This is a genomic window from Thalassoglobus sp. JC818 (assembly GCF_040717535.1).
GTDB lineage: Bacteria > Planctomycetota > Planctomycetia > Planctomycetales > Planctomycetaceae > Thalassoglobus.
In genome coordinates this window covers 126,430-151,602 of record NZ_JBFEFI010000003.1, presented here as the reverse complement: position 1 = coordinate 151,602, position 25,173 = coordinate 126,430, and the positions used below count along the sequence as shown (strand labels likewise).

At 53.1% G+C, this 25,173-nt stretch carries 17 protein-coding genes; 9 read left to right on the top strand and 8 right to left on the bottom strand.

Annotation, left to right across the window (positions count from 1 at the left end; all coding sequences use genetic code 11):
- Positions 1 to 99 precede the first annotated feature (99 nt).
- Entirely contained in the window at positions 100 to 1,542 is a 1,443-nt protein-coding gene (locus AB1L42_RS08495; RefSeq protein WP_367053311.1) for an efflux RND transporter periplasmic adaptor subunit, read from the bottom strand.
- Entirely contained in the window at positions 1,529 to 3,106 is a 1,578-nt protein-coding gene (gene aroE / locus AB1L42_RS08490; protein WP_367053309.1) for a shikimate dehydrogenase, read from the bottom strand. Before aroE ends, AB1L42_RS08495 begins: the two co-directional genes overlap by 14 nt.
- 555 nt (positions 3,107 to 3,661) lie before the next feature.
- Here aroE and AB1L42_RS08485 point away from each other — a divergent pair.
- From AB1L42_RS08485 to AB1L42_RS08470, 4 genes are all read left to right on the top strand, one after another.
- Positions 3,662 to 4,975, top strand: a complete 1,314-nt coding sequence (locus tag AB1L42_RS08485) for a DNA-directed RNA polymerase subunit alpha C-terminal domain-containing protein (RefSeq protein ID WP_367053307.1) — start codon at positions 3,662 to 3,664, stop codon at positions 4,973 to 4,975.
- 244 nt (positions 4,976 to 5,219) lie between these two features.
- Positions 5,220 to 6,344 carry an aminofutalosine synthase MqnE gene (gene mqnE / locus AB1L42_RS08480; protein ID WP_367053305.1) on the top strand — a complete coding sequence of 375 codons (1,125 nt, stop codon included), beginning with the start codon at positions 5,220 to 5,222 and terminating at the stop codon, positions 6,342 to 6,344.
- A gap of 92 nt (positions 6,345 to 6,436) precedes the next feature.
- Positions 6,437 to 7,033: an LUD domain-containing protein gene (locus tag AB1L42_RS08475; protein ID WP_367053303.1), complete on the top strand. Its 597-nt coding sequence runs from the start codon at positions 6,437 to 6,439 to the stop codon at positions 7,031 to 7,033.
- A complete protein-coding gene (locus tag AB1L42_RS08470) occupies positions 7,030 to 8,202 on the top strand; it encodes an aminotransferase class V-fold PLP-dependent enzyme (protein WP_367053301.1) in 1,173 nt (390 codons plus the stop codon). The genes AB1L42_RS08475 and AB1L42_RS08470 overlap by 4 nt, the downstream gene beginning before the upstream one ends.
- A gap of 43 nt (positions 8,203 to 8,245) precedes the next feature.
- Here AB1L42_RS08470 and hisS read toward each other — a convergent pair whose 3' ends face one another.
- The 3 genes from hisS to AB1L42_RS08455 form a co-directional block, all read right to left on the bottom strand.
- Positions 8,246 to 9,574, bottom strand: coding sequence for a histidine--tRNA ligase (gene hisS / locus AB1L42_RS08465; RefSeq protein WP_367053299.1), 1,329 nt, complete (start codon positions 9,572 to 9,574; stop codon positions 8,246 to 8,248).
- A gap of 133 nt (positions 9,575 to 9,707) precedes the next feature.
- On the bottom strand, positions 9,708 to 10,157 hold the full coding sequence (locus AB1L42_RS08460; protein WP_367053297.1) for a YkgJ family cysteine cluster protein: 450 nt from the start codon (positions 10,155 to 10,157) through the stop codon (positions 9,708 to 9,710).
- A 377-nt stretch (positions 10,158 to 10,534) separates the two neighbouring features.
- A complete protein-coding gene (locus tag AB1L42_RS08455) occupies positions 10,535 to 11,086 on the bottom strand; it encodes a hypothetical protein (protein ID WP_367053295.1) in 552 nt (183 codons plus the stop codon).
- A gap of 501 nt (positions 11,087 to 11,587) precedes the next feature.
- Between AB1L42_RS08455 and AB1L42_RS08450 the strand changes: the two genes are divergently transcribed.
- Entirely contained in the window at positions 11,588 to 14,065 is a 2,478-nt protein-coding gene (locus AB1L42_RS08450) for a DUF87 domain-containing protein (protein ID WP_367053293.1), read from the top strand.
- Between the two features lie 134 nt (positions 14,066 to 14,199).
- Here AB1L42_RS08450 and AB1L42_RS08445 read toward each other — a convergent pair whose 3' ends face one another.
- Positions 14,200 to 14,553 (bottom strand): hypothetical protein, encoded by a 354-nt coding sequence (locus tag AB1L42_RS08445; protein WP_367053291.1) that lies wholly within the window; start codon positions 14,551 to 14,553, stop codon positions 14,200 to 14,202.
- A 798-nt stretch (positions 14,554 to 15,351) separates the two neighbouring features.
- On the opposite strand from AB1L42_RS08445, the gene AB1L42_RS08440 reads away from it, so the two are divergent.
- The 3 genes from AB1L42_RS08440 (at position 15,352) to AB1L42_RS08430 (ending at position 19,225) form a co-directional block, all read left to right on the top strand.
- A complete protein-coding gene (locus AB1L42_RS08440; protein WP_367053289.1) occupies positions 15,352 to 16,092 on the top strand; it encodes a hypothetical protein in 741 nt (246 codons plus the stop codon).
- A gap of 232 nt (positions 16,093 to 16,324) precedes the next feature.
- Positions 16,325 to 18,028: a response regulator gene (locus tag AB1L42_RS08435; protein WP_367053287.1), complete on the top strand. Its 1,704-nt coding sequence runs from the start codon at positions 16,325 to 16,327 to the stop codon at positions 18,026 to 18,028.
- Positions 18,029 to 18,301: 273 nt separating this feature from the next.
- Entirely contained in the window at positions 18,302 to 19,225 is a 924-nt protein-coding gene (locus AB1L42_RS08430) for a hypothetical protein (protein WP_367053284.1), read from the top strand.
- A gap of 63 nt (positions 19,226 to 19,288) precedes the next feature.
- On the opposite strand, the gene AB1L42_RS08425 is transcribed toward AB1L42_RS08430, so the two are convergent.
- Entirely contained in the window at positions 19,289 to 20,221 is a 933-nt protein-coding gene (locus AB1L42_RS08425; protein ID WP_367053282.1) for a bifunctional riboflavin kinase/FAD synthetase, read from the bottom strand.
- 300 nt (positions 20,222 to 20,521) lie between these two features.
- Here AB1L42_RS08425 and AB1L42_RS08420 point away from each other — a divergent pair, with 300 nt between their 5' ends.
- Positions 20,522 to 22,099 (top strand): HAMP domain-containing sensor histidine kinase, encoded by a 1,578-nt coding sequence (locus AB1L42_RS08420; protein ID WP_367053280.1) that lies wholly within the window; start codon positions 20,522 to 20,524, stop codon positions 22,097 to 22,099.
- Between the two features lie 82 nt (positions 22,100 to 22,181).
- Here the strand turns inward: AB1L42_RS08420 and AB1L42_RS08415 are convergent, their stop codons facing one another.
- Positions 22,182 to 25,001, bottom strand: a complete 2,820-nt coding sequence (locus AB1L42_RS08415) for a 2-oxoglutarate dehydrogenase E1 component (protein WP_367053277.1) — start codon at positions 24,999 to 25,001, stop codon at positions 22,182 to 22,184.
- Positions 25,002 to 25,173 lie beyond the last annotated feature (172 nt).

The window sequence follows — 25,173 nt, the reverse complement described above, 5'->3', positions numbered from 1 at the left end:
TGAGACGGTTCTTAGCAAAATGAAAGACGCCAAAAAGGCGAGTGAACAGGACAGGCAGATTCTCGATAACATGAGGCTTGAATTCAAGTTCAGGCTGCCTCATTCCACGGAACTGGAATCGGAAGCGTCGACTTCCTGACTGACAGCCACTTCGGCCGGGGCATCGCGATCCACGATTTGAAGATCCTGAAAAGGAGTCAATCGTTCCGCTCCCTCGACAACAACAGTTGTTCCGGCCGCCAGTGCTCCATCCAGAACCTCAATCTGGTCGCCAAACTGCTCGCCTTCACGGATCATCACGAGTTTCGCAATAGCCGCTCCAGAACCTTCTCCGGGAGTCGCAACAACAACGCGTGAACCGGTTTCTGACCGAATGACGGCATTTTTAGGTACGAGAACCGCACTTCGCTCCGGTCCCTGAAATGTCACGCGAGCGTACATTCCCTCGATCAGCACCGGTTGAGAGCGGCCATGATGTTCGACCAACATGTTGGGAATGACGACTTTCACGGGAAAAGTCCGCGATCCGGATTCCCATTCGCTGCGAGGGATGATGGAAGAAACCGTTCCGACCCAGTTTTTCTTCACCGGAGTCTGAACTTCGACATTGACCTCTGTTCCGAGTTGCACATTACGAATTTGTTGCTGATCGACTTGCGCGATCACAAAAACCTCTTCGAGGATTTCGGCGATTTTGACGACCGGATCGCCTTTCGAGAGCCACTGGCCATCCTCTGTATGCTCCTCGACAACTACGCCATCGAAAGGGGCTGTCGTCGTCCGCTTGCCTTTTTCGGCTCGAAGATACTCCACCTGTTTCACTTGAGCTTCGTAGCTGGCCTTGAGCTGACTCTGCTTCTCGTCGCGTTCACCTTCCGCAATCAGCCGGTAAGCAGCTTCAGCAGCAGCATATAGCTCCGCAGTTCGACGAGCTTTCTCGGCAGCGTTGTCGAAGTCGTCTTCGTTCGCTGCTCCGTTGCGATAGAGTTGTTGCAAGCGCTCGTATTTCTTGACTGCTGTGTCCCACTCGATTTTCGCAGCATTCATCATCGACTCGACTCGTCGAAGTTCTGCAGCGCGTGGACCTTTGGATTCTTCCCACTCCTGCCTTCTGATTTCAGAGACCTTCTCCGCTTCCTCGATTCCGAGGTCGGTCGTCATCATGTTCAGAATGGACAGTTCCTGCCCTTCCTGAACGATGTCTCCCTCGCGAACCAAGAGACGATCGACCTTCCCATCTGCTCCGGAGGCGACTTCACTGGTCCGTTTCGCAACGACCGTTCCGACGGCAATCGTCTGAGGCACTACGGAAGTCTCGACCACTTCGTCGATGTAGACTCTTGCAGCAGGGCGTGCGCCAGCCTGCTGCCCAGCTCCGGCACTGGGGCCCTGACCACAGCCCGAGAGCGTGACTGCCGTGAAGATCAGCCCGAGACACACAGCAAAATACCGGGCCACTGGCGGAGAAAGATTCCAACAGCCTTCACGAAATGCTCTGATCTCGAAACACAATCTTCTCTGATCCAATTCAGGATTGCTCATGGTCGTCTACTGGTTTCTGAGGTGACTTGGTTGAAGTCTTTGCCGATTGCTCCGAGGGAGCTGCATGGCCCTGTTCCGTTTTGACTCTCACCGGGGAAATGCTGCGTCGGAGGGATGTTCGCATTTGATCCAACGGGGCGTCGGTGCCAGTGAAAGCTGTGAATTGTGCTGCTGCCTGCCGAACGAACATCTCGATGCCACTGACTGTGTGGCAAAGTCGCGTTTTGGCATTCTTGAGCAACAACGTGTTCTCAGGGTTATAGATCGTATCAAAAACGACAACACCTTCGCGAAGCCAATGCTCATGGTATGGCGACTCGTTCATATTCGGGAACATTCCGACCGGAGTGCAATTCACGACGACATCAACACCCACTGAACCGCGATTCTCCCAAGTCACCGACTGACAGCTCAGATCATCAGCCAGCTTGGCAGCTCGTGCTTTCGATCGATTCGTAATTGTCACCACCGCCCCCTGACGGACCGCCCCGAGGCCAATTGCACGAGCCACGCCGCCTGCACCGAGAATCAGAACTCGCTGTCCGTTCAGGCTGTTCTCGCCTTTCATTTCGAGCCCGAGATGAATCGACTCGAGGGCAGCATCATAGTCGGTGTTGCGGGCGAACCACTCACCTTTTGACTGGCGAATGAGAGTATTCGCAGCCCCGATCTCTTCCGCAGCTTCCTCAACTTCCGTCGCAAATTCGAGAGCAGCATGCTTGTGAGGAATTGTGACGCTGTAGCCTTCGATCCCGAAGAATTCGTATTCCTTGACGAGCTCGTCGAAGTCTTCGGCAGAGACACGCAGGGGCACGTAGACCGAGTTCAACCCCTTCTTAATGAAAGCCAGATTGTGAAGCAACGGGCTCCAGCTGTGCGCAATCGGGTCTCCCAAAACGGCATAAACTTTGGTCTCTTTGTCGATTGAATCGTAGCGGTAGAGCTTCTTCATCTCATCGAAAGAGAGTTGCCCCGGCGCCATTACGCGTTCCTTGTTGAACGTCGCATAGGTGAATGGAGCCCCGTATTTTCCGCAGAGAACACGGCTGATGAGCCCCTGTTCTCCCATACAAAAGCCGACCGTCGGAACCTTGGCCGACTCAACGAGCTTCATCATGCGAACATTGTCGGCCGGGCTGTCTGCCATCGTCACGATTTTGACGATGTCCGCATCGCACTCGCAAAGCTGCTTATGAATCTCTTCCAGATTCTCCGGAGTCTTCTCGAAATCGTGAAAGCTGACAATCCGCTTCGTTTTTCCGTAGCGAGGAACTTTTTTCGCGATGTCAACTTCGAGGTCAACGTATTCGACGCCTGCGACAATTCCCTCTCGCAGAATCTGCAACCGTTTGTCTTCGCTGCCGTCAAATCGACCGCCATCCTGCGGACGACGACAGGTCAAGATGACCTCAGTGGGACGATCTTTGATGAGGCGATCGAGGCGAAGGTTGCGGGGAATCCAGTCAACACGCAATTCAACCAACTCTGCACCGCGTTCCGCGAGCGCTCGGTGTTCCGCGATCATCATTTTATGTCGCGTACGTCCCAGGCTGACACAGATCATTCCCCATCCTCTCTCTCATCTGATCGTCAAAAGGATCACTTCGACAAATCACTCGAAAGTAAATCCATCAACGTTTTCACAATATCTCAAATCGAATCGGCCCCAACGCCATCTCCAGTCCTGCCGACTCTTTCAGCTTTCAGCCTCTCTGATCACAACTTACAGCGGCCCCGAACCTCTTGCCCTCGAACACAAGTCAACAGTCGGTGATGCTATTTCCATCGCCACATCAGCCGAAATCGATATGCAAGTCGCTATTCTCCAGAGTTTCCACAGGCCACTTCGGTTCACAAGATCGCAAATTCTCGATTCCCTGGAAACGTGAACAGCAAAGTCTAAGCAACAGTTGATGTATAAGAAAGCTGACGGATTGCGTATCCAAGAGGATTTGAGTGTTCTGAGAACATGATCGGGCACAATCGGACGAGCGATCCCATCAGCAACCTTCGATGCCAAACTCGAGAGAGATTGAACTGTGCAGAATCGTTGCTAAACTGAGCGGTTCGGTAAGATTTCCTCGCGTTTTCCACCCTGCTTGAAGAAGAGACTCGAACATTGACCGCGACGATCCAAAATTATGACTTTCTCGGAACGCTTCGCGATTCGTCCCCTCTGTCGCGAGAACATTTGAATCAAATGCTCTCGGCCGCAGTCGGATCGGGAGCAGCTGATTTCCGGAAGGCGATCGAACAAGTTACTGAAGAAGCACAAAACAATCCAGCTCTTCGCGTCCGCGCCGGAATTGGGCAATTTCTTCTTGGCAGCCCCAAAGAATCTGAACAAATTCTCGCGGGAACAGACGAGGGCATTGGTCGGTACTTCCTGGCCCAGGCACTGCTCTCTCAGGCGCGATACGAAGAAGCATCCAGCGAATTCGAACAAGCAGCGAAACTCGGATATCACCCTGTCGAATCGACTCTGCGTCGAGCCGGTGCACTTCGCCGCATGGGCAAGATGGAAGCAGCGGAAGAGATGATCCGCAGCACAGGTGCAGAAGGTGCTCGACTCGCAGAATACTCCTACCAGATGGGATGTATTCTCGCAGATCGTGGAGACACTTTCGGCGCGATCGAGTATTTCGAACGTGCGGTCGACATGGACCACCACCACCAGCGTGCACTTTTCGCACTCGCTGTCCAAAACAGCCGACACGGCGACGACGAAGAAGCGATTCAGCTTTACGAACGCTGCCTGTCGCGTCCTCCGTACCTCCGCAGTGCCCTGCTCAACCTGGGGCTGCTTTACGAAGACAAAGAAAACTACGCAGCTGCTCAATACTGCTTTGAGCGAGTTCTGAAATACGATCCCGGTAATGAACGTGCTGTCTTGTACCTCAAAGACATTGAGGCAACGAGCAACATGTACTACGACGAAGAATCGCTCAAGGAACAGCAAAAGCTGGAGCAACTCCTCGGTCGCCCGGTCACCGATTTCGAACTCTCTGTCCGCAGCCGGAACTGCCTGGCGACAATGGGCATCGAAACACTGGGACAACTGACCGAAATCAGCGAACAGGAACTGCTCTCCGGAAAGAACTTTGGGGAAACCTCCCTGATGGAAGTTCGCGAACTGATGGCTCAGCATTCTCTGTCGATTGGACAGTACCTCCACGAAAAACAACGGGAGCCTGCTTTCGATCAACGCGATCTGTCGCCTGAAGAACAAGCAGCCGTTCAAACTCCAATCGGCGATTTGAATCTCTCCGTTCGAAGCCGCAAGTGTATGACTCGCCTCGGAATCACAACAATCGGCGAGTTGTTGATGCGAACTCCGGACGAACTGCTGTCTGCCAAGAACTTCGGAGTGACCTCACTCAACGAGATCCGAAACAAGCTTTCGGAAATGAATCTCAAACTCCGCAACGACTAATTGTCGATGAATTTCCTCGGGAAGTGTCCGGATTCGTCCCGGTGCTTCCCGTTTCAATTTTCAGATTGTTTTCGCTGCACGAAGATTCTTCGGTCCAGATTCGTTAATTTTGGAATCATTCGTTAGGCGCTGCGGAATCAGACGGTTGAGTTCGAGACAGGCACGCTCACAAGTCGAGTGTTGTGAATCGTGAGTGCCTTGCTTCATATCCAATTGCAACCGCGTGAAATGTGGCCGGAGATCCATGAATAATTCGATCACAATTGACACCATCCGCCAGAAGGTCAACTCTGGCGAGCGGCTCACATTCGAAGACGGACTCTTCCTGGAAGAAGAAGTCGATCTGCTCACTCTGGGCTCTCTGGCTCATCAAGTACGAACTGCCCGCCATGGCAACATCGCGTACTACAACACCAACATTCATTTGAATCCGACGAATGTTTGTGTGTACCGATGCAAGTTCTGTGCGTTTCGCTCGGACTTGAAAGCAGACAAAGCTTACGTCTTCAGCGACGACATGATTCGTGAACGCGTACTCGAAGCGAAGTCTCAGGGCGCGACCGAAATCCATGTTGTCGGTGGTCTTCATCACCTCAAGAAATTTGACTGGTACGTTGATGTCGTCCGCGTGATTCATGAGACGTGGCCGGAAATTCACATCAAAGCCTGGACCGGCGTCGAAATCAGCTGGTTCGCGCATCTGACTAAAAAGCCATACGATTGGATTCTTCAGCAGATGATCGATGCCGGCTTGGGAAGCCTCCCGGGTGGCGGCGCCGAGATCTTCGACGAGCAAGTTCGTTCACAAATCTGCGAACACAAAGCGGACGCTCAAAGCTGGCTCGACATTCATCGAGCTGCCCATGAATTGGGACTTCGATCCAATGCCACCATGTTGTACGGTCATGTCGAGGAAGCTCGTCACCGTATCGACCACTTGTGCAAGCTGCGGGATCTGCAGGACGACACCCACGGTTTCCAGACTTTCATTCCATTGGCTTTCCATCCGGAAAACACCGGGATGGATGATATTCCGAAGCCAACCGGGAACCAGGATCTGAAGACGATCGCGATCTCCCGATTAATGCTCGACAACTTCGATCACATCAAAGCCTATTGGATCATGCTGGGAGAACAGACCGCTCAAGTTGCTCTCGGATTCGGTGCAGATGACCTCGATGGGACTGTGGTTCACGAACTGATTTACCACGATGCTGGAGCAAAGACTCCCGAAGGTCTGTCAGTCACAAAGCTTCACAGCTTGATTCGTGAAGCAGGATGCGAACCGGTTGAACGCGACACTCTTTACCGTCGAGTCATCCGGAACGGAGCGGACTGGAAGGTCGAAGAACCGATGCTGATCGCCTGATCAACCGACAGCGACCCTCTTCTGCCATTGCGAATTCATTCTTCCAGTTCGAAACTTGCTCAAAACCTTGCAACCTTGAGGTCTCGACAATCATGAGTTCGCGAGAGCAGATCCTCTCACAGATTCGAAAACACCTGCCGCAATCAACGGATCTTCCCGAACACGACGGGGAGTGGACGCAATACCCCGATCCGTACGAGCAGTTCAAATCTGTGCTGGAAGGGGTCGGCGGAATCTGCGAAACCGTCCGTTCAGTTGATGAAATCCCAGGTCGACTCTCGGAGTTGAACTCAGAAGAATTGACGGTCGTTTCTTGTGTCCCCGGTGTTTTTGAAGATCGCTTCGATCTCAGCACGGTTTCCGATCCACACGATCTGCAGGATGTCGATTGGGCAATTTTACCTGGGGAAGTGGCTGTCGCAGAGAACGCCGCCATCTGGGTCACGGACAATAACGTCCCACATCGCGTGCTTTATTTTCTGTCCCAGTACCTCGTTCTGATTGTTCCTCGTTCGCAGCTCGTCAACAACATGCACGAAGCCTACGAGAAGGTCGACCCGTCCAGTCGCGCGTTTGGAACCTTTATCTCAGGACCATCGAAAACGGCGGATATTGAGCAGTCACTGGTCAAAGGGGCTCACGGAGCACGTACGCTGTCTGTCTTCTTCGTCGAGGACCTTGAGTCATGATGGAGCCGAAAAAACGCCTCTATCTCGACAATGCTGCGACGAGTTTTCCTAAACCTGAACCGGTCTATCTCGCGAGCGACCGTTATTCCCGGAACTTGGGCTGCGCCGTTGGTCGGTCAGCAACGGGCAAGGGTCAGGAAGTTCAACGAACCGTTGACCGCTGCCGGTCTCGCATCTCAAAACTTCTGGATGTCGGATCGCCGGATCGTGTCGTTTTCACACTGAATGGAACGGACTCACTGAACCTGGCTCTGCACGGACTCTTGAAACCGGGGGATCATGTCCTCACGACTCACTGGGAGCACAATTCCGTCCTCCGCCCGCTGAACTTTCTTCAGAAACAGACTGAGATTTCGGTCCAGTTCGTCGACTGCGACGAGTCCGGACGCATCGACCTGTCACACCTCAAATCGTTGCTGCAGGAAAGCCCGCGCGTCATTTGCATGACACATGCTTCGAACGTCACCGGAGTGCTTCAACCGATCGAACAAGTTGCTGAGCTCGCGGAACAAACGCAGACTCTTGTCCTTTTGGACGCCGCTCAATCTGTTGGACATCTTCCGGTCGCTCTCGAGAAACTCGGTGTCGACATCCTTGCCTGCCCCGGACACAAAGGCTTACTCGGTCCGCTCGGAACGGGCGTTCTTGCGTTTCGATCCGGCATGGAACAACTCATCGACTCCGTGCGTCAAGGAGGCACGGGAACTAAGAGCAATGAGGCGCAACAACCTGAGACATTGCCGGAGAAATATGAACCGGGAAATCACAATGCTCCGGGCCTGTTTGGACTTGATGCGGCGATTGAGTGGATCGAAGAAAAAGGAATCGACTCGCTTCGAAAACACGAACAAGATCTGACCGAGCAGTTTTGTTCCGGCCTCCGCGGAATCCCTCAAATCGAGCAAGCTCTCGAAACGGAAACCCAGAATCGAGTCGGCGTGGTCAGCTGCAACCTAACATCCATCGACCCGCAGACCTTCTGCTCTCTTCTCGATGAACACTTTGGGATCGAAACTCGCGCGGGCCTGCACTGTGCTCCGAAGGCTCACCAAGCTTTGGGAACCCTTGAGCGAGGAGGAACCGTGCGATTCAGCTTCGGACCGTTCAACACGGCTGAAGAGATTGACTACACTCTCGAGTCAATCGCACAGATTGCCTCGGCAGTCTGACGAAACCACACCTTTGCTAGCTGCAGGTGCCAGACCTCAAAGGCTATCGACTCAAGATCCGGTGAAGTGAAGCTGCCAAGTCTGCATCGGCGACTTCTGTTTGAGTTCCAAGTTCAAGATCCTTCACGTTCCAGACCTGTTGTTCGAATTCGCGGGAGCCAGCGATGACAACAACTCGGAACCCTTTGCGATTCGCGTACTGAAACTGCTTCTGAATCTTTCTATCTTGAGGATAGACCTCTGCCGAGATTCCAGCACTTCGCAATCGACGACCTAGTGCGAGGTATTCCGCCATCTTTTCGCCGTCGAACATCGCCACGAGAACCTGAGCGGGAGTGGAAGCAGTCTGCACCAGCCCGAGTTCTTCCATCGCTGCCAGGAGACGATCCAACCCGAGACTGGCACCCACTCCGGGGAGCTTTTCTTTTGTGAACAGCCCCGCCAGATTGTCGTATCGACCTCCTGAACAAACGCTGCCGATTCCGGGAAGATCCGTCAGAAAGGTCTCGTAAATTGTTCCGGTGTAGTAATCCAGCCCGCGAGCAATTGAGACGTCCAAAGCGATTCGATCGTCTTCGATTCCAACTTTTCGACAGGTCTCAAAGAGTTCTTTCAGATTGGTCAGCCCGACTTGGCCTCGCTCGTTGTCACCGATCAGACCCTCAGCATCTGAGAGAATCGACTGAGGGGTTCCGCTCAGCTGGGCGAATTCCAGAATCTGCTCCGCTGTCGACTTCTCGATTCCGACACCATCCACCATCTCAGCGATGACTTTGTCAGCACCAATTTTGGCCAGCTTGTCGAGAGCCCGAAGAATTCCGACCGACTTGTCGACAACTGAAAGCCGATCGAGAAGTCCGTTAAGCAGCTGCCGGTGATTGACACGAATCGTGAACCCGGTGAAGCCGATCGCCTCCATCAGATCGTGAATCACGAACAGCGTTTCGATATCACTGGCGTTGGAATCGGTTCCAATCGTGTCGAAATCACATTGAATGAATTCCCGATACCGCCCCTTTTGCGGCTTCTCGGCACGCCAGACTGTTCCGATGTGGTATCGCTTGAACGGTGTTCCGAGTTGGCCGATGTGCTGAGCAGCGAAGCGAGCAAACGGAATTGTCAGGTCAAACCGCATGGCGACATCGCGTTCGCCCTGATCCTGAAAACGAAACATCTGTTTGTCTGTTTCGTCGCTCCCTTTCCCCAGAAGAATCTCGCTGTACTCCAATGCGGGAGTATCAATCGGGCTGAAGCCGAAGCTGCGATAAACTCGTCTGGCGATTCCCATTAACTGCTCCCGAGCCAGCATGGTGTCGGGGAGAGAATCACGAAAGCCTTTGAGCGTTTGGGGTTTGATAAGCGAGTCGGACACGGTCTTGCTACAAAGTTGGAAACTGAGGAATAAAGCTGGGCATTCCCAGCAGGAATTTTAATCGGATCGGTTCGACAGAAAGCAAGTCGCTACGAAGCGATCGGAACACACTTTCGAAAAAGTCACTGAGAAGTCACCCGAGAACCGGAAGGACAACTTCCCTCGCAGACATCGGTTCGGACGAGAATGTTCGCCCCTGACTGGCCGGCAGGATCGCCTGTGCATATTCCCAAATCTGCTCGGGAGTTTCGAAGAATTTGTCGTAGAGAGCATCATCTTCGTATTCACAGTTGTCGGTCGTGTAGTCGCGACAAATCTGTGGACGATCTTCGTAGATCCCGCAGCGATGGTCCTCCTGCAGATGTTTACAGTCGGCATACACCATCAGATACCACGTATCATCCTCGACGAAAATGGCGACTCGACCGTGCAAAAGGAACCAGCGCAGGTAATCGTAGTCCTGTCGCTTCTTTGGAGCATCGATGGGAAACGCGAAATACCGGCAACACTTTGCAGTGCAGTAAGAACAGAGGACTTCCCCTTTCTTAAGATCTTCGCGTCGTTTCTTCTTCGTTTTGGCCACTTCGCAGCACTCCATCTTTCACAGCGAACATTCGAGACAGCCTGGGCCCGAACTGCCTGACCGGACTTCAATCAGAACACGATAGCCGGTGAGATGCTCCGAATGCGAGCAATAGCCGGTCTCAATGCCGAATTCGCTCTGATTGCTGCCTGAAAGAGAACGAATCAGGCCGGAACTCGCTGTAGAAAATCACAAAGACCTGCAGTCGCCTAAATGCAGGTCTTTGTGATCTAGAGTGACCCAGACAAGGTCGCGCTCTGTTTCGAATTGTGTTCGATCAACCGGCTAGAGCATGTTGCTCTTTCTTGTGCTGCATCGCTAACTAAAAAGGCTGAGTTTGCTTGTGCGAGAAAGTGTTGTCCGAATCTGAAAGTGCTCTAAACGAGTTCCACACGTCCGTCGGGATAATGCCTCATCGCTGGACCGACAGCCATCGGTGGAGAGGCGTGCAATTGCAGCTTAACCACCGAAGATTGAACCTCGCCGATCACGGTCAAAAACGAAAGATCGACGGAATCAGCCGTCATTAAATCTTGTCGAGGAAAAGCATTCCAATGGATGCTTTCCACAGAATCAAAACAATCGGAGAGACACTTCAGGTTGAAGCGAAAGTTGACAGCTTGAAGTTGTCCATCGTCAGCTCCTCCAACTGTTTCGTTCTGACCTAAGAACATGGAGACTTCCCACCCCGATTCAGCTTGAGTGCACTCGTATCCAACACGAGCAACACCACTGAACGGTTCAAAGAGTTCCGATACCTGATCGACAAATCCTCCAAACCAATGCGGAACGATGGCTTTTCGCTTTTCCGAGTTTTTCTTTAGTTCCAACTGTCTCAACAGATGCCGAACTGCCAAATAAGAACGACTCAACCCAGGATCTCCTGCCAAACTCAGGCCGCTGTCGCCATGCGTGATAGCGATCAACATTTTCCAACCGTGCCGATTTCGAGACCCACTAAGAGTATTTCCCTGGTCCTTCTCCGTGTCCTGATGGTCTTGTCTATCGAGAGTTTACGAAGCGTCGTCCCATCGATTTAACGAAGTTGGCCGGGGTTCGGTTTCATCAAGTCATCGTGCGCCGAAAGTGCGGACAATTGCGCGCGGACAATGCGTGCATTGCCGATTAGAAGCATTTCACGATTCGATTCCGTTCTGACTGACACATCGGTTCCTTCGAACAGTCGTTCTCCCACCGCTCAACTGAAGCAAAGCCATTCGGGAAACAGACTTTCGAACAGTTCTCAATGATCGCAATCTTGTCTCGAAGTGGCGCACTTCGCTACGGTTTCGCAAGTCAGGCACCTCATTCCGATCCTAACAGACAATCCGTCGGCCGTTATCTCATCTGCATCCTTGCGTCACTTCGCAAGTGTAGAGCGACAAACCCAGATCGCCGATTAGTTTCCGCAGCGACGAAAGACATTTGACATGTTTGACTACGAGAAGCTTGGAGCGTTTTATCTCGGTCGGGAATACGACCTCGAATCATCGTCGTTACAGCCCGACTTCGTCATGTACGACGCCAAAGATCTCACGACGCATGCTGTCATCGTCGGAATGACCGGAAGCGGAAAAACCGGACTCGGAGTAACGCTGCTCGAAGAGGCAGCCATTGATGGAATCCCCGCGTTGATCATCGATCCGAAAGGAGACATGGGGAATCTGTTGCTCAACTTTCCGAAACTCGCCGCCGAAGACTTTCTTCCCTGGATCGATAAGGATGCGGCCAGCCGAGCTGGAAGAACACCTGAAGAATATGCTGCCGACAAAGCGGAGCAATGGAAATCTGGACTCGCGGATTGGGATCAACAACCCGAGCGAATTCAGAAGCTGCGCGATGCGGCCGAGGTCGCGATCTTTACTCCCGGAAGTGATGCTGGAATTCCCATCTCGGTTCTCAAGTCCTTCGACGCTCCGCCAGAACAAGTCCGAGACAGTAAGGACGTTATGCGGGAGCGCGTCTCAAATGCGGTTTCTGGACTGCTGACACTGCTGGGTGTCGATGCCGATCCAATTCAAAGCCGAGAACACATTCTGCTGTCGAACATTCTCGACTCTGCGTGGCGACAGGGACGAAACCTCAATCTGCCGGCTCTGATCGGTGAGATTCAAAAACCTCCGTTCGACAAAATCGGGGTCATGGATCTCGAGACTATTTTCCCTGCGAAAGATCGTCTGCAACTGGCGATGACAATCAACAACATTCTGGCCTCTCCATCATTCGCTGCCTGGACACACGGCGAACCGATGAACATTCAGAATCTCTTGTACAACGACGAAGGCAAACCTCGGCTCGCGATTTTGTCGATCGCTCACCTTAACGATCAAGAAAGGATGTTCTTCGTTACGTTGCTGTTGAACGAACTCGTTTCCTGGATGCGGGCCCAACCGGGAACATCGAGCCTGCGCGCCATTCTCTACATGGACGAAGTCTTCGGATACCTCCCTCCAACAGCGAATCCGCCGTCCAAAATTCCGATGCTGACGCTTCTGAAACAAGCTCGAGCATTCGGGCTGGGATTGATCCTCTCGACGCAGAATCCTGTCGACCTCGATTACAAAGCCCTCTCCAACGCGGGAACGTGGTTCTTGGGTCGACTTCAAACACAACGAGATCAGCAGCGCGTTCTAGACGGGCTCGAGGGAGCCTCCGCTTCTGCGGGCGTTCTCTTCGACAGAAAGAAAATCGAGCAGACACTCTCAGGCGTCGGCAGTCGCGTCTTTCTGCTGAACAACGTTCACGAAGACCATCCCGTTCTGATGCAGACTCGATGGGTGCTTTCGTACCTGAGTGGTCCGATGACCCGGAAACAGATCTCCGACCTGATGACTCCGTTCAAAGAACAGCAAGCCGAAGATCAATCCGAGCCAGCGAAGACAGAGATCACCCCGGAGCAGGTCGTTGACTCAAAGTACGAAACACTGAAGCCGATTCTTCCGCCTGACATCAAAGAGTTTCACATTGCGGTTCGAAGAGATGTTTCTCGGGATGCACAAATCGTCTACACCCCCGCTTTGCTCGCGCAGGGAACAGTCCACTACGTCGACTCGAAGTCGAACGTCGATTGCTGGCGAGACATCAGTTGTATTGTTCCGTTGAGCGAAACCGTTTCCGTCCCACGTGATCCATGGTCGAGCGGCACGTTGAGTTCAGGTCACGACTTCGAAAAGGACGCGCGTGTCGCTGACGGAGTGCGTTACACCGGTACTCCGAAATCATGTGGTCGCAAAACGTCTTACAGAAGCTGGAGTGCTTCCTTCAAAACGTATCTGTATCGAGAACAACGTCTCCATCTTCTCTTCTGCGACGATCTCGATAAGTATTCCCGGCCAGAAGACCGAGAAGGTGACTTTCGGGCTCAAATTCGCCAACTTGCACGAGAAAAACGCGACCTCGAAATCGCCAAGCTTCGCAAGAAATACGAGTCAAAGATGCAAACGCTGCAAGAGCGTGTCCGAAAGGCCGAGCACCGCGTTGAAGAAGAAAAAGAGCAAGCCAATTCTGCGACGGTTTCTGCAGCGGTCTCCATCGGAACGTCAATTCTGGGAGCATTGTTCGGGCGAAAGACATTCAGCAGCACGAACGTCTCCCGTGCTGGAACAAGCATGCGCTCCGCATCGCGAGCTGCGAATCAACGCGGAGACATCCGAAGAGCTGAAGCTGAAGTCGACAAGCTGCTTCAGGATGTTCACGACCTGGAAGCGGAACTCAACGAGCAACTCGACGAGATTCGCGAAGAGTATTCAGATGAAGAAATCCAAATCGAAGAGTATTTGATCAAACCTCGCAAAAGCGACATTTCTGCAGAGCCGGTCGCAGTCATCTGGCTTCCGCACACAATCTCAGCGGATCACACACTCATCCCTGCTGCTGATCCATGGATGGAAGCTGATTCTGCGAACTGATGACTGAACATTGAGGAGAAGAAAGCTAAACCTGGAGCATTTTCTGACTTTGTGTGCACGATCTCGCACGAGCAAGCATCGCCTTCTAACTTCTGAAACAGTGCAAGCGAGTGCACAGGAAAGAGCAACTTGCTCTACGGAGCAAACGGATACTGCGGGCCAGTCAGATCGATTTCTTCTTCGCGATTGCCAGTGAGAAAATCCGAAATGCGTCGCAATCGGAGCTCTCCCGTCGCCTTATTCGGAGAGCTCGAAGCGAGTCCCGGAGAAACGGTTGATGTCGCAGCCCGGTCGCTTTGAGAGTCTTTGACCAGATGGGCTTGAGACGGATCAAACTTGGCACTGGTTGACCGACGAGGAAGCAAATCGAACCCAAAGAATGGCATCGGGGAATTGCTGTTCATCTGAAACCACGTGTTCCCAACGGTACAGCCAGACAGGAACATCGCTCCCCATGCGATCAGGCAAATTGAAAGCGACCTCTTCATGACTCTTTCTCTCGTAAGTTGCACTTGCCTGAGTTCTCGATTGGATTGATCGATCTGGTCCTGGTCGACCTTGCTTGAGCGAATTCGCGAAGACCGTTTCAACAAGTGCTTGATCCCTATTCGGACTGAGCAGGGAGCTCAGTGGACCCGGGCCAAATAGAAACAGACTGCAATGCCTGACATCCCGAAGAGATCATGGGAAGCACAATAAGGATCGCGGCAGCAATCGTTTTGATTCTGTTCATCTCCACTTCCTGCGGTTGCGATGAAAAGGAATTCATTCGAAATCACGATCGTCTTGATCGCAAGGACCGGGGGTGATCCGGGAATTGATGTCGCAGGAGGAGTCGCCCTCGCTGCTGACAATTGGAAATCCGGGGGAGCGGAAAGATAACAATTCAGCCATCGGCTTCTAAACCCCAAAACAGGGCCGCCGAACGCTTTGACCGCCGATCTGTCGATTTTGCCGAAACGTTCATCCCTGTTTCCGCCAAGCTTGCCGAACGGCATCCTTCAGCCGGATTGCTGTCGAAAGACCTGTTGCGTGACAGCATCACGATGCTTTTTTGCAACGCGGTAGCCTCTTCGATTCGGTCATCGCTCACATCTACACGAATTGCCCTAAGGGTTTTCCCGTAAGGAGATAGCGTAGATTCCCGATCAGCTTCCCAGCCTCCTCAGAGGAGGAAAAACTCATTTTCCATCGAGCGGAATCAAGATTGCGTTTCCGCAAATTGCATCGAACACGTTTCGAAGCGGCGATCCATCAATTTGCCCCAGCGATATGAAGTTCCGTCAATGAATCTCCGAACGATTGCAGATTTTACAGTTCTACTCGCTCACCGAGGTCGGCAGCTTTCAAACACTCCGTCGACCAGCGATCTCGTCGACCGCCTCGAACTGGCGAGTTTGATTGACTCGTTGACAACGCAGCTGAATCAAAACGTCCACGCGACTCTCGGCTCTCCCGCGATTGACAGCGAGACAGCTCGAAGACTCTGCGAAGACCTGCTCGTCTTGGAATTTTGTCTTCGACTGACATGCTCTGAAATGCTCTCGGCTGACTCGCTGGAGCTTCCGGGAATCGAACATGGAGACCACCCGCTTTGGCTCGGTGCTTTCAAGAAGGTCGTCGAAGAATCAATGCTCGCTGCTCGGACGAATCTCAGCGAGTCAGACCACCTTCAAATCCTCAAACTCCAGCGACGATTGAGCGCCTGGACTGATCAACTTCTGGCTGCTCGAGGGAACACATTCTGGTCGGAACATTTCATTCACGATGCGTCTCGTTATGAGCAGTTTCTCAAGGATCGCAATCCAGCTGAAAGCAGCGAGTCGGTCAAACTTCGCGAAGTGCTGGAGAGAGCTGCCTGCCAGATGATTGTCCCCAATCGCGTATGCGACATTCACTCTCCAAAAGCCGAGATCATGAGTCTGCTCAAGTCGATTTCGAAGCTGGTTTCATGGGATCAACGAGCAAGTGAGGACTTGTCAACACGTACTCGACGCCGAATTATTGATCAGTCGCGTTGTGCGTGATTTTCGAGTGCGTTCCCGAACGGAAAACGTGATCCAAATTTCTCATGAACTTCATTTGATTTCTAGAATATTTTGAAACTCGGAGTGATTCCGGTGGTCACCAGTCTAGACTCAAACAGAATCGACCGATACAACCGATAGGAGAGTGATTGACGTATCTCTCGAGATCGACGCTCCCTGTCGTATCGCATTACCGTTTGGGTGGACTGTTTCGATGGAAGTTGGGGCATCCGTGTCCGAGCAACCTGAACTTCTGATTCTCTCCGATGGCGAGTCCCCCATGTCTTCGGTAGCGCCGGGATTGTTCTCGCACTACCGCCTGACCGAGGTAAACAGTGTGGCTGAAGCAATCAGTCGGCTGACGGGTCCGAATCCACCCGAGTATTGTCTGGTCCCAGGCCATTCGAACTCCATCACAGAGACGATCGATTGCGCCTCGCTTCTGGCCCAACTACCCGACGCCGTCCTGAAGATCGATCAATACGAGCAAATTGTCTGGGCCAATCGGGCTGCCCATCGACTCTTGAACATCCCCGTCAACGGAGAAGTCTCGCTCCCCAAGTTATTCGACTTGTGGAGTCAGGCACAGATCGTCGGACCGGATTTCTGTCCGGTCAATTCAGTCATGGCGACGGGGAAACAAGCGAAAACAACCGTCCGGCTCGACGAGAAATCATTCTTTGAATTCACAGTCACCCCCATCCCGGGAAATTCCCCTTCGGGCGGGAAACTGCTTCTGGCAACTCTTCGTGAAACGTCAGACGAAGTTCTTCAGCAGCAGAAGCTGGACGCCGTTCATCAGGCAGGGCTCGATCTCGGCGATCTTGATCGGGAAGACGTCCTCGACCTGTCGACTCATGAACGCGTCGAGCTGCTCAAATCCAAACTGCTCTACTACACCCAGGAACTCCTCGAGTTCGACACCGTCGAGATTCGGATCGTCGACCAGGAAACCGGTCACCTGAAACCGCTGCTTGATTTCGGAATGGACCCGACCGCAGCAACTCGCGAACTTCTGGCCTCCCCGCAAGGTAACGGAGTTACCGGTTTCGTCGCCTCGACCGGCAAGAGTTATCTGTGCGAAGACACAACAAACGATCCGCTCTATCTTCCCGGAGCAGCTGGAGCCAAGAGCTCGCTGACGGTGCCTCTGATTCGGCACGATTTGATTCTCGGAACATTTAACGTGGAAAGCCCACAACCGGGAGCCTTCACAGCGACGGACCTTCGTTTTGTCGAGCTGTTTTGTCGGGAAGTTGCGATTGCTTTGAATACACTCGAGTTGCTGGAAGTCGAGAAAGAAACGTCGATCGCAGCCAGCACGAAGCGGATGCTTTGCGAAGTCGCAGATCCTGTCGACGAAATCCTTTCCGACACATGTTGGATGTTCGAACGCTTTAGCGCTGGCGACTCCGAAACCAGCGACAGAATTCGGCGAATATTGAATCACACACAAGACATTCGCAAACTCATCCGCGACAACAGCGTGAACTGCAATGCCGAGAGCGTTCGCTCACCGAAGCTCGGAAACGCTCATCCGCACCTGATTGGCAAGCGAGTTCTTGTGGTCGACATGGACGTCGAAGTCCGCAAGAGTGCTCACGAAATCATGGAGCAGTACGACATGACCGTCGATGCGGTTCGGACTGCTGATGAAGCTCTCCGAATGGTCCGAACTTTCGCGTATCACGTCGTCATCGCTGACAAAAGCCCGCCTGATATGAAGGGCTCCGAGATGTTCCGCTCGCTGCGCGAGATTCACGAACATCTTCCAATCATGCTGATGACCGGATTCGGCTACGACGGCGAGCACACACTCGTCAAATGCCGAGAAATGGGAATGCGAAAAACGCTCTATAAGCCGTTTATCGTTGATCAGTTGATCAAATCCATTGAGGATGCCATCTCGAACTCGACCGGTTCAGTCACTCTTTAGTGACGGTATTAAGGCGGTCATGGCGAATTTGCCTCAGCATTCGCAGCTTTCATCGCACAGAATGCGATCATGTGGGTGCAGCCAAACTCTGAAAATGGTCTAATCGGCGTTCTCGTTTACTCTGAACCGTAAGTGTTTCGAAGACCGCTCGATTCACAGTCACCGGGAGCAACCTGAGCGTTCAACACGTTCGACCAGCGTCTCAACTCATCACCCGACATCTCCTCGAAGTTGATGCCACGAACCTGTTTGCTCCCCATCGGAAATTGACTGATGACAACTGCTCGTCCCCAATTCCTCTCCTGCGATCCTATCACCGGAGCCCCAGCATCGGCTCCTTCCGACTCCGAAGCAGTTTCGTTCTGGATACTGGGACATTCACAACATCAGAAACTCACGGAAGCGATTCCGACAGAGGTCCTCGAATCAGCAACCCAGCGACAAGAAATCACACTCGTCCCGATCGGAGCCGAAGGCGAGTGGACGTGGCACCGCCTTCCCCGCGTACTTGCACCACTCATCGGACCAGTCACAAACACCGCATTCGTTCTGGTCCCGCAAGAATCGGCTCAGCTGATTGAAAGCCAGAACCTCTGGGAAGATCTAGCGACGGACAACTCATCGCTGGCCGTTCGCGATACAATTCTCTCCAATCAGTTTTTGGCTCCGGAACTTCCGGACCTGGCTCCCTCGCACCGACGACTTCCTTCCTGGCTTCGAAGTCGCATTTCAACGTTCCGACCAGAGCGCGTAATCTCTGCCCCGGACGAACATGCGATTCGGGCTGGATTGCTTCAGATCCATGATCAACTCGAACCGAGTCACGTCGAATCACAGCATTGTCAGGGCGACGGCGTTCATGTCGCAGGTGATTACTGGCATGGGATTATGCATCGTCGAGAGCCCGATTATCACAACTCCAAATATTGGTTTCGGCGTGTCGGGGAGCACCCATGTTTTCCACAACTCGCAGAGATCGCTTGCGACGTCTTCGACAACACAGACGACTCGCAATCCGACCAATGGAATGTGAAACTGACGAGTTCCGGCTGGAATCCGAACGGATTCGTTGACCTGTGCGAACAGACTGCTCGCTTGCAGGGAACTCCTCTTGAACTCGCTGCTCGGCGCATTCAATGGTTCGAAATGATCCTGCTACTCAGCCAGACATTCACCGACTGCACTGGTGAAAGTTAGATGGGATTTTCAAACTCAGATTGATGCCCGCGATGGAAAGACGCTCGACTCAGCCGCGACCGATCAGTTTTCGAGGAACTTGAGAACCGCTTCACTCGTGGCAGCGACATCTTTGCGAATCTGCTGTTCGAGTTGTTCGCGCCCTTCGAAAGCCACCTGCCCCCGCAGTCGATCAAGAAACTTCAACGTCAGCAACGTGGAGTACAAGTCCTTCTGGAAGCCGATCAAATGCGCTTCCACCTTCTTCTCATCCCCTGAGAAAGTCGGGTTTCGGCCAACGCTCACCGCGGCCGGGAAATCTCCATCGTCCGTGGTCGCCACGCAGGCGTAAACCCCCTCGGCCGGGATGATCGTCTCGATCTCCGTCAGATTGGCTGTCGGAAACCCAATCTGCCGTCCTCGATGCTCACCGTGAGTCACTCTCCCCTGAAGTTGATACGGGCGGCCGAGTTGGGAGTTGGCGTCAAGAACATCCCCATTGGCCAGCGACTTCCGAATCAAGCTGGAAGAGACCATCTTTTCGCCCAGCTGCTCAGGCTGAATGACGCGAAGGTCTATCGAATGCTGCTGACACTCTGCCCGAAGCGTATCAATCGAGCCGGTTCGCATCTTTCCGTAAAAGAAGTTGGGCCCCTCGACCATTCCGCGAGCATTCAACTGTTCGATAATCACGCGTCGAAAGAACTCGTCCGGGCCGAGACTCAACAGTTCCATGTCCGTCGGATACGCGATCACGTGATCGACGCCGAAGTTGTGAATCAGCCGTGACTTTTCTTCGAGAGTCGATAATCGAGGCGGTGCTTGCTCCGGTCGGAGAAGTCGGATCGGATGCGGTTCGAACGTCATCACGACACTCGGAACGGATGCTTCGCGCGCCTGTTCGATCAATGCTTTCAGCAGTTGTTGATGGCCGAGATGAACGCCATCGAAGTTTCCGATCGAGACGAAGCCATCACAGGCAGCATGGGAATCAGCGAATCCGCGAAACAATGTCATATCGACCGGGGGAACTGCTCGGTTGGGAACAAAACTGATATCAAAACACGTTGATTGAAACCTCCGAGGAGTGTCGCTCGTTCGCGATCGACTCTCGGCAAATCAATAATCGATCCGCATTGTACGGGTTTGTTCGAGCAAGGCGAGTTCAGCGTTCGAAAACTCGCTCTCCGAATTTTTGGGCTCAGGTTGCCCCCTCGAGAATGGAAAAGGGGTATTGAATCCGAAAATAACGTGATACAATTTCTCGAGCAGATCACCGGAAGATATCTACGAACTGCACACAGGAAGGACCCCATCGTGCTGTTGACGAATTCGATGCGCCGCAAGCTGGGCATCAACCTGGCTTTGGTGGTGCTGATGCTCCTCCTCTTCTCGGTCAGCAGCCTCCTGGGAATTGTCTCCTACAGGCGGATGGTGAGTGATCTCGCATTGAGCATCACCAATATCCCACGACGCGACGAGCTGGTTGCCACGCTGACATCGCTCGTCAAACCGCTTCAGGCACCCATCCCCGGTCCGACCGCTCCGGTTTCCTCTCAAATCGATGCTGCGAAAGCGCAATACCGTCACTTTGGCCAGGTTTTCAGCGACGTTGAGAAACGCGTGGCGACGTTTCAGCAACAGTGTCACAACCTGCCGGAGAGCCTGCGTCCGAGCTATCCCGAGGAGAGTTCCTACAACTCAATGTTTCTGACGGTTCATAACCGACTCGCCCAACTGCGATCCGAACAGGATTTCGTTTTTGACCCGAGACTCCGTCAGGAATTTCATCAGGACGTGATTCGATGCGTCGCTGAACTCACGTCAATTGCAGAAAAACTCCCCGACCCATCCAACCGGCTCGGAGAACGCCTCAAGGAAGCCAGCGAAGACTATAAGTTTCACTTTCGGATGGTGATGGCCACGGGGCTCATTTCGCTGGCGCTCTTTTCTCTACTCAGCTACTGGACCTGGAAATGGATTTTCGCCCCAATCCATCGACTGACTGTCGGAGTCGACAAAATTTCGAGCGGAGACTACGGATTCCGCCTGAAGGTAGACACAACGTGCGAACTGTCTCAAATGGGACAAACGTTCAATAAAATGGCGGCGAAAATTGAACAGGACCAGCGAGACAAAGAACGCGAAATCGCCGAGCGAAGCAAGCAACTGGTGCAGTCCGAACGACTCGCCGGTGCTGGGTTCCTTGCTTCGGGTGTAGCTCACGAAATTAACAACCCGCTCACAGTCATTATGACGGCCGCGAGTGGACTCGAACGTCGATTAACCGATGACGTTCTCGAGTCGATGTCGGAGAAAGACCGAAAACGCGTTCACGATTATCTTCAGTTGATTCAGTCCGAGACCGAGCGATGTGAACGGATCACCAAAAAGCTACTCGACTTCTCTTACGGAAACGGCGACGAACGGAATCTCTACGACGTCGTCGCAGTGGCTCAGGAAGTCGCCTCGATGGTCGGCCACCTGAGTAAATTCCAGGATCGAACTGTCACCGTGAATCGCACGGAACCGCTCCACGCTTGGGTCAACGGACCGGAAATCAAGCAGGTAGTTCTGAATCTCGTGGCCAACGGCCTGGATGCCTGCACCTCTGGCGGACAAGTCGATATTTCCATCGAAGAACTGGTTGACGATGTCCAAATCACCATCGCTGACAACGGCTGTGGAATGTCTCCGGAACAACGGCAAAAAATCTTTGAGCCGTTCTTCACGACGAAAGAGATCGGCAAAGGAACCGGGCTTGGCCTGTCGATCACGCACCGAATCGTCGCCGACCATTACGGAACTCTCGAAGTCGCCAGCGATGGTCCGGGACAAGGGTCCACTTTCACCCTCCGGCTCCCCAAACGGGAAGCCCGATCAAACGCCGCTTAGACCATCCCTTTTTCCGTTGCGATCACACGCAAACGAAACGCAGTCGGACAGTCCAAGCGAGTTCTATACTCGAAGCATCGTGCTAGTCTTCGATCTGAAACGCTGCCTTGAGAAGCAAGTCTTGTTCGAACTTGTGAGTCCGTGACGATCCGGTCGCTGGGCTCGCCGAAGCTGGTCGGCTGATTCGCTCGAACGGGAACCGCTTCAGGAAGCGTTCGCCGAACCGAATTCTAAGGAACCCCCACGCTCCCATATTCGATGGTTCTTCCTGAACCCAAGCGACTGGAGTTCCGTCAGCGATCGGGGCGAGAAGTTCGCGAATCCATTTCGTCGGGAACGGATAGAGTTGCTCGATCCGAACGATCATCGAATGCTTGTCACCGATCTCCGCCCGACGCTCGATCAGGTCGTAGTAGATCTTTCCGCTACAGAGAAGAATCTGTTTAACATCCTCAGGCTTGGGAGCTTCAGGATCCGGCAGCACGCTTCGGAATCGACCTTCTGAAAGATCATCCAGCGACGAAACACAATCTTTGTGACGTAGCAGACTCTTCGGCGTCATCACAATCAGCGGCTTCTTCCACTTGCGGAGAACCTGTCGACGAAGCAGGTGGAAGAACTGTGCAGGCGTTGTTGGCTGGCAGACTTGGATATTGTCTTCGGCAGCGAGGTTGAGGAATCTTTCCAGTCGAGCACTGGAGTGCTCCGGTCCCTGACCTTCGAAGCCGTGAGGTAGAAGCATGACGAGGCCGCTCAAACGGTCCCACTTATCCTCTGCACTGGCGATAAACTGGTCGATGATCACCTGAGCAGCGTTGACGAAATCTCCGAACTGCGCTTCCCAGACGACAAGACCTTCCGGACAGTCGAGGCTGTAACCGTACTCAAACCCGAGCACGCCAGCTTCTGAGAGAGGACTGTTGTGGAGATTCACGTACCCACGTTCATTGATAATGTTGTTGAACGTGACAAACGCCTCGCCGGACTCAAGATCATAGAGCACGGCATGTCGATGACTGAACGTTCCTCGGCGAACGTCTTGACCGCTCATGCGCAACGGGCGATGTTCATCGAGAATCGAAGCAATCGCAAGAACCTCGGCACATCCCCAGTCGAGGGGCTGTTCACCATTGGCCATTGCCAGACGTGCTTCAAGAATTCGCTGAGCTTTCGGATGCGGTCGGAACCCTTCAGGAAGTTCGACGAGCCGACGAATCAGCTGGCTCATCTTGTCTCGATTCATCCCGGTAATCGGAGAATCCGCTTCTTTCGCTGGTCCGCCATGATAGCCAGCCCAGATTCCTCCCCAGTGATCGACACATCGAATGAAGTCGTCGCGGCGAGCTTCGGTCAACTCTGCTTCGAGTCGTTCACGACGATCCTTTTCAATTTTCTCTGCTTCCTCGCGGGTCACTCCTCGCAAATTCAGCAAGCTGTTCATGTACCCTTCAAAGACTGTCGGGTGCTTGCGAATCTCTTTGTACATCACAGGCTGAGTGAATGACGGCTCGTCGCCCTCGTTGTGACCTCGTCGTCGATAGCAATACATATCGATCACAACGTCGCGTTTGAACTTCTTGCGGAAATCGAGAGCAAGATTCACAACCTGCGCGACAGCTTCCGGATCTTCACCGTTCACATGGAAGATCGGGATTTGCAGCATCTTCGCGACGTCCGTCGCATAAGTCGTCGACCGCCCCTCACGCGGAGTTGTGGTGAACCCGACCTGATTGTTGACGATGATGTGAATCGTTCCGCCGGTGCGATAGCCAGCCAATTCGCTGAGGTTCAGCGTCTCCTGAACGATCCCTTCCCCGGCAAAAGCGGCATCACCATGAATTAGAATGACCGCTCCGAGTTCCCGCTTGAAATCACGAGCACGATCCATTTTCGCCCGCACTCGGCCCTGTGCGACTGTATTCACGAATTCGAGGTGACTCGGATTGAAACAAAGCGACAGGTGAACGCTCTTGCCGAGAGAAGTTTCCCAGTTCCAGCTGTAACCGAGATGGTATTTGACATCGCCGCGGCCAATTTGCAGCTCGGGGTCTGCGTCGTCAAACTCTCGGAAGATGACGCGAGGACTCTTGCCCATGATGTTCGCGAGCACATTCAAGCGACCGCGGTGTGCCATCCCAATAACAATCTCGCGAACGCCCTGATTGCCTGCCTTCTCGATCGCCATATCGAGCAGAGGAATCAAACTCTCCGCACCTTCGAGAGAGAAACTCTTGGCCCCCACGAACTTTCGAGCGAGAAACTCTTCAAAGACAACGGCATCTGCCAGCCTTTGGAGAATTCGCAACTGCTCTGACCGTTCGAGTTTGATGCGATTTCCGGTTTCTTCCATTCGCTGCGCGAGCCACAGGCGAACTTGCAAACTGTCGATGTGGAAGAATTGCGCGCCGATGCTTCGGCAGTATGTCTGCTTCAACCAGTTGATGATCCCCCTCAGAGTCCGCGTCGCTGGTCCACCAACCCAGGATGTCGAGACTTCTCGATCGAAATCGTCCTCACCGAAACCGTAGAATGCGGGGTCCAGTTCCGGAGGGCTCGGACGTTCGGATCCCAGTGGGTCGACCGATGCCAGAATGTGACCACGAACACGGTAATTCCGAATTAACTGGTCGAGACGCTCCTGACGGGCTGCTTCGTCCAGTTTTCCGGCCGGCCCCTGATAAGGAATATCCGTCCCGAGTCCCGGAGGATTGAACATTGAACGCGACGGAAATGGGCTGGAAGCTGTCCAGCCGCCACTGAGTCGTTCATCTCCATTTTTGAGAGAATCAAAATACTCTCGCCATTCCACGTCGACCGAATTCGGATCGAGGAGATAACTTGAGAAGAGATCTTCGACGAAAGACAGGTTTTGACTGCCGACGGAAACAGGTTGCGAACTCACGATGAACGCTCCAAATGGAGTCTGCAAAGGCTAAGCGAGCACTGCAGCGATTTTGGCCGCAGGTTTCTTAAATTCAATGCCGACATCAAACAAAAGAGATTGATTTTTCGGAATGGAGTTCCTGCCGAACGAGAGAGGCACAAAAGGGACATTCCGAATGACCATCACAAGA

Excerpts from the sequence above, each read along its gene's own strand:
- AB1L42_RS08470 (WP_367053301.1), top strand. The coding sequence starts at position 7,030 with ATGATGGAGCCGAAAAAACGCCTCTATCTCGACAATGCTGCGACGAGT.
- AB1L42_RS08475 (WP_367053303.1), top strand. The coding sequence starts at position 6,437 with ATGAGTTCGCGAGAGCAGATCCTCTCACAGATTCGAAAACACCTGCCG.
- AB1L42_RS08445 (WP_367053291.1), bottom strand. The coding sequence starts at position 14,553 with ATGAAGAGGTCGCTTTCAATTTGCCTGATCGCATGGGGAGCGATGTTC.
- AB1L42_RS08425 (WP_367053282.1), bottom strand. The coding sequence starts at position 20,221 with ATGACATTGTTTCGCGGATTCGCTGATTCCCATGCTGCCTGTGATGGC.
- AB1L42_RS08455 (WP_367053295.1), bottom strand. The coding sequence starts at position 11,086 with ATGTTGATCGCTATCACGCATGGCGACAGCGGCCTGAGTTTGGCAGGA.
- aroE (WP_367053309.1), bottom strand. The coding sequence starts at position 3,106 with ATGATCTGTGTCAGCCTGGGACGTACGCGACATAAAATGATGATCGCG.
- AB1L42_RS08440 (WP_367053289.1), top strand. The coding sequence starts at position 15,352 with ATGAATCTCCGAACGATTGCAGATTTTACAGTTCTACTCGCTCACCGA.
- mqnE (WP_367053305.1), top strand. The coding sequence starts at position 5,220 with ATGAATAATTCGATCACAATTGACACCATCCGCCAGAAGGTCAACTCT.
- AB1L42_RS08430 (WP_367053284.1), top strand. The coding sequence starts at position 18,302 with ATGACAACTGCTCGTCCCCAATTCCTCTCCTGCGATCCTATCACCGGA.
- AB1L42_RS08495 (WP_367053311.1), bottom strand. The coding sequence starts at position 1,542 with ATGAGCAATCCTGAATTGGATCAGAGAAGATTGTGTTTCGAGATCAGA.
- AB1L42_RS08450 (WP_367053293.1), top strand. The coding sequence starts at position 11,588 with ATGTTTGACTACGAGAAGCTTGGAGCGTTTTATCTCGGTCGGGAATAC.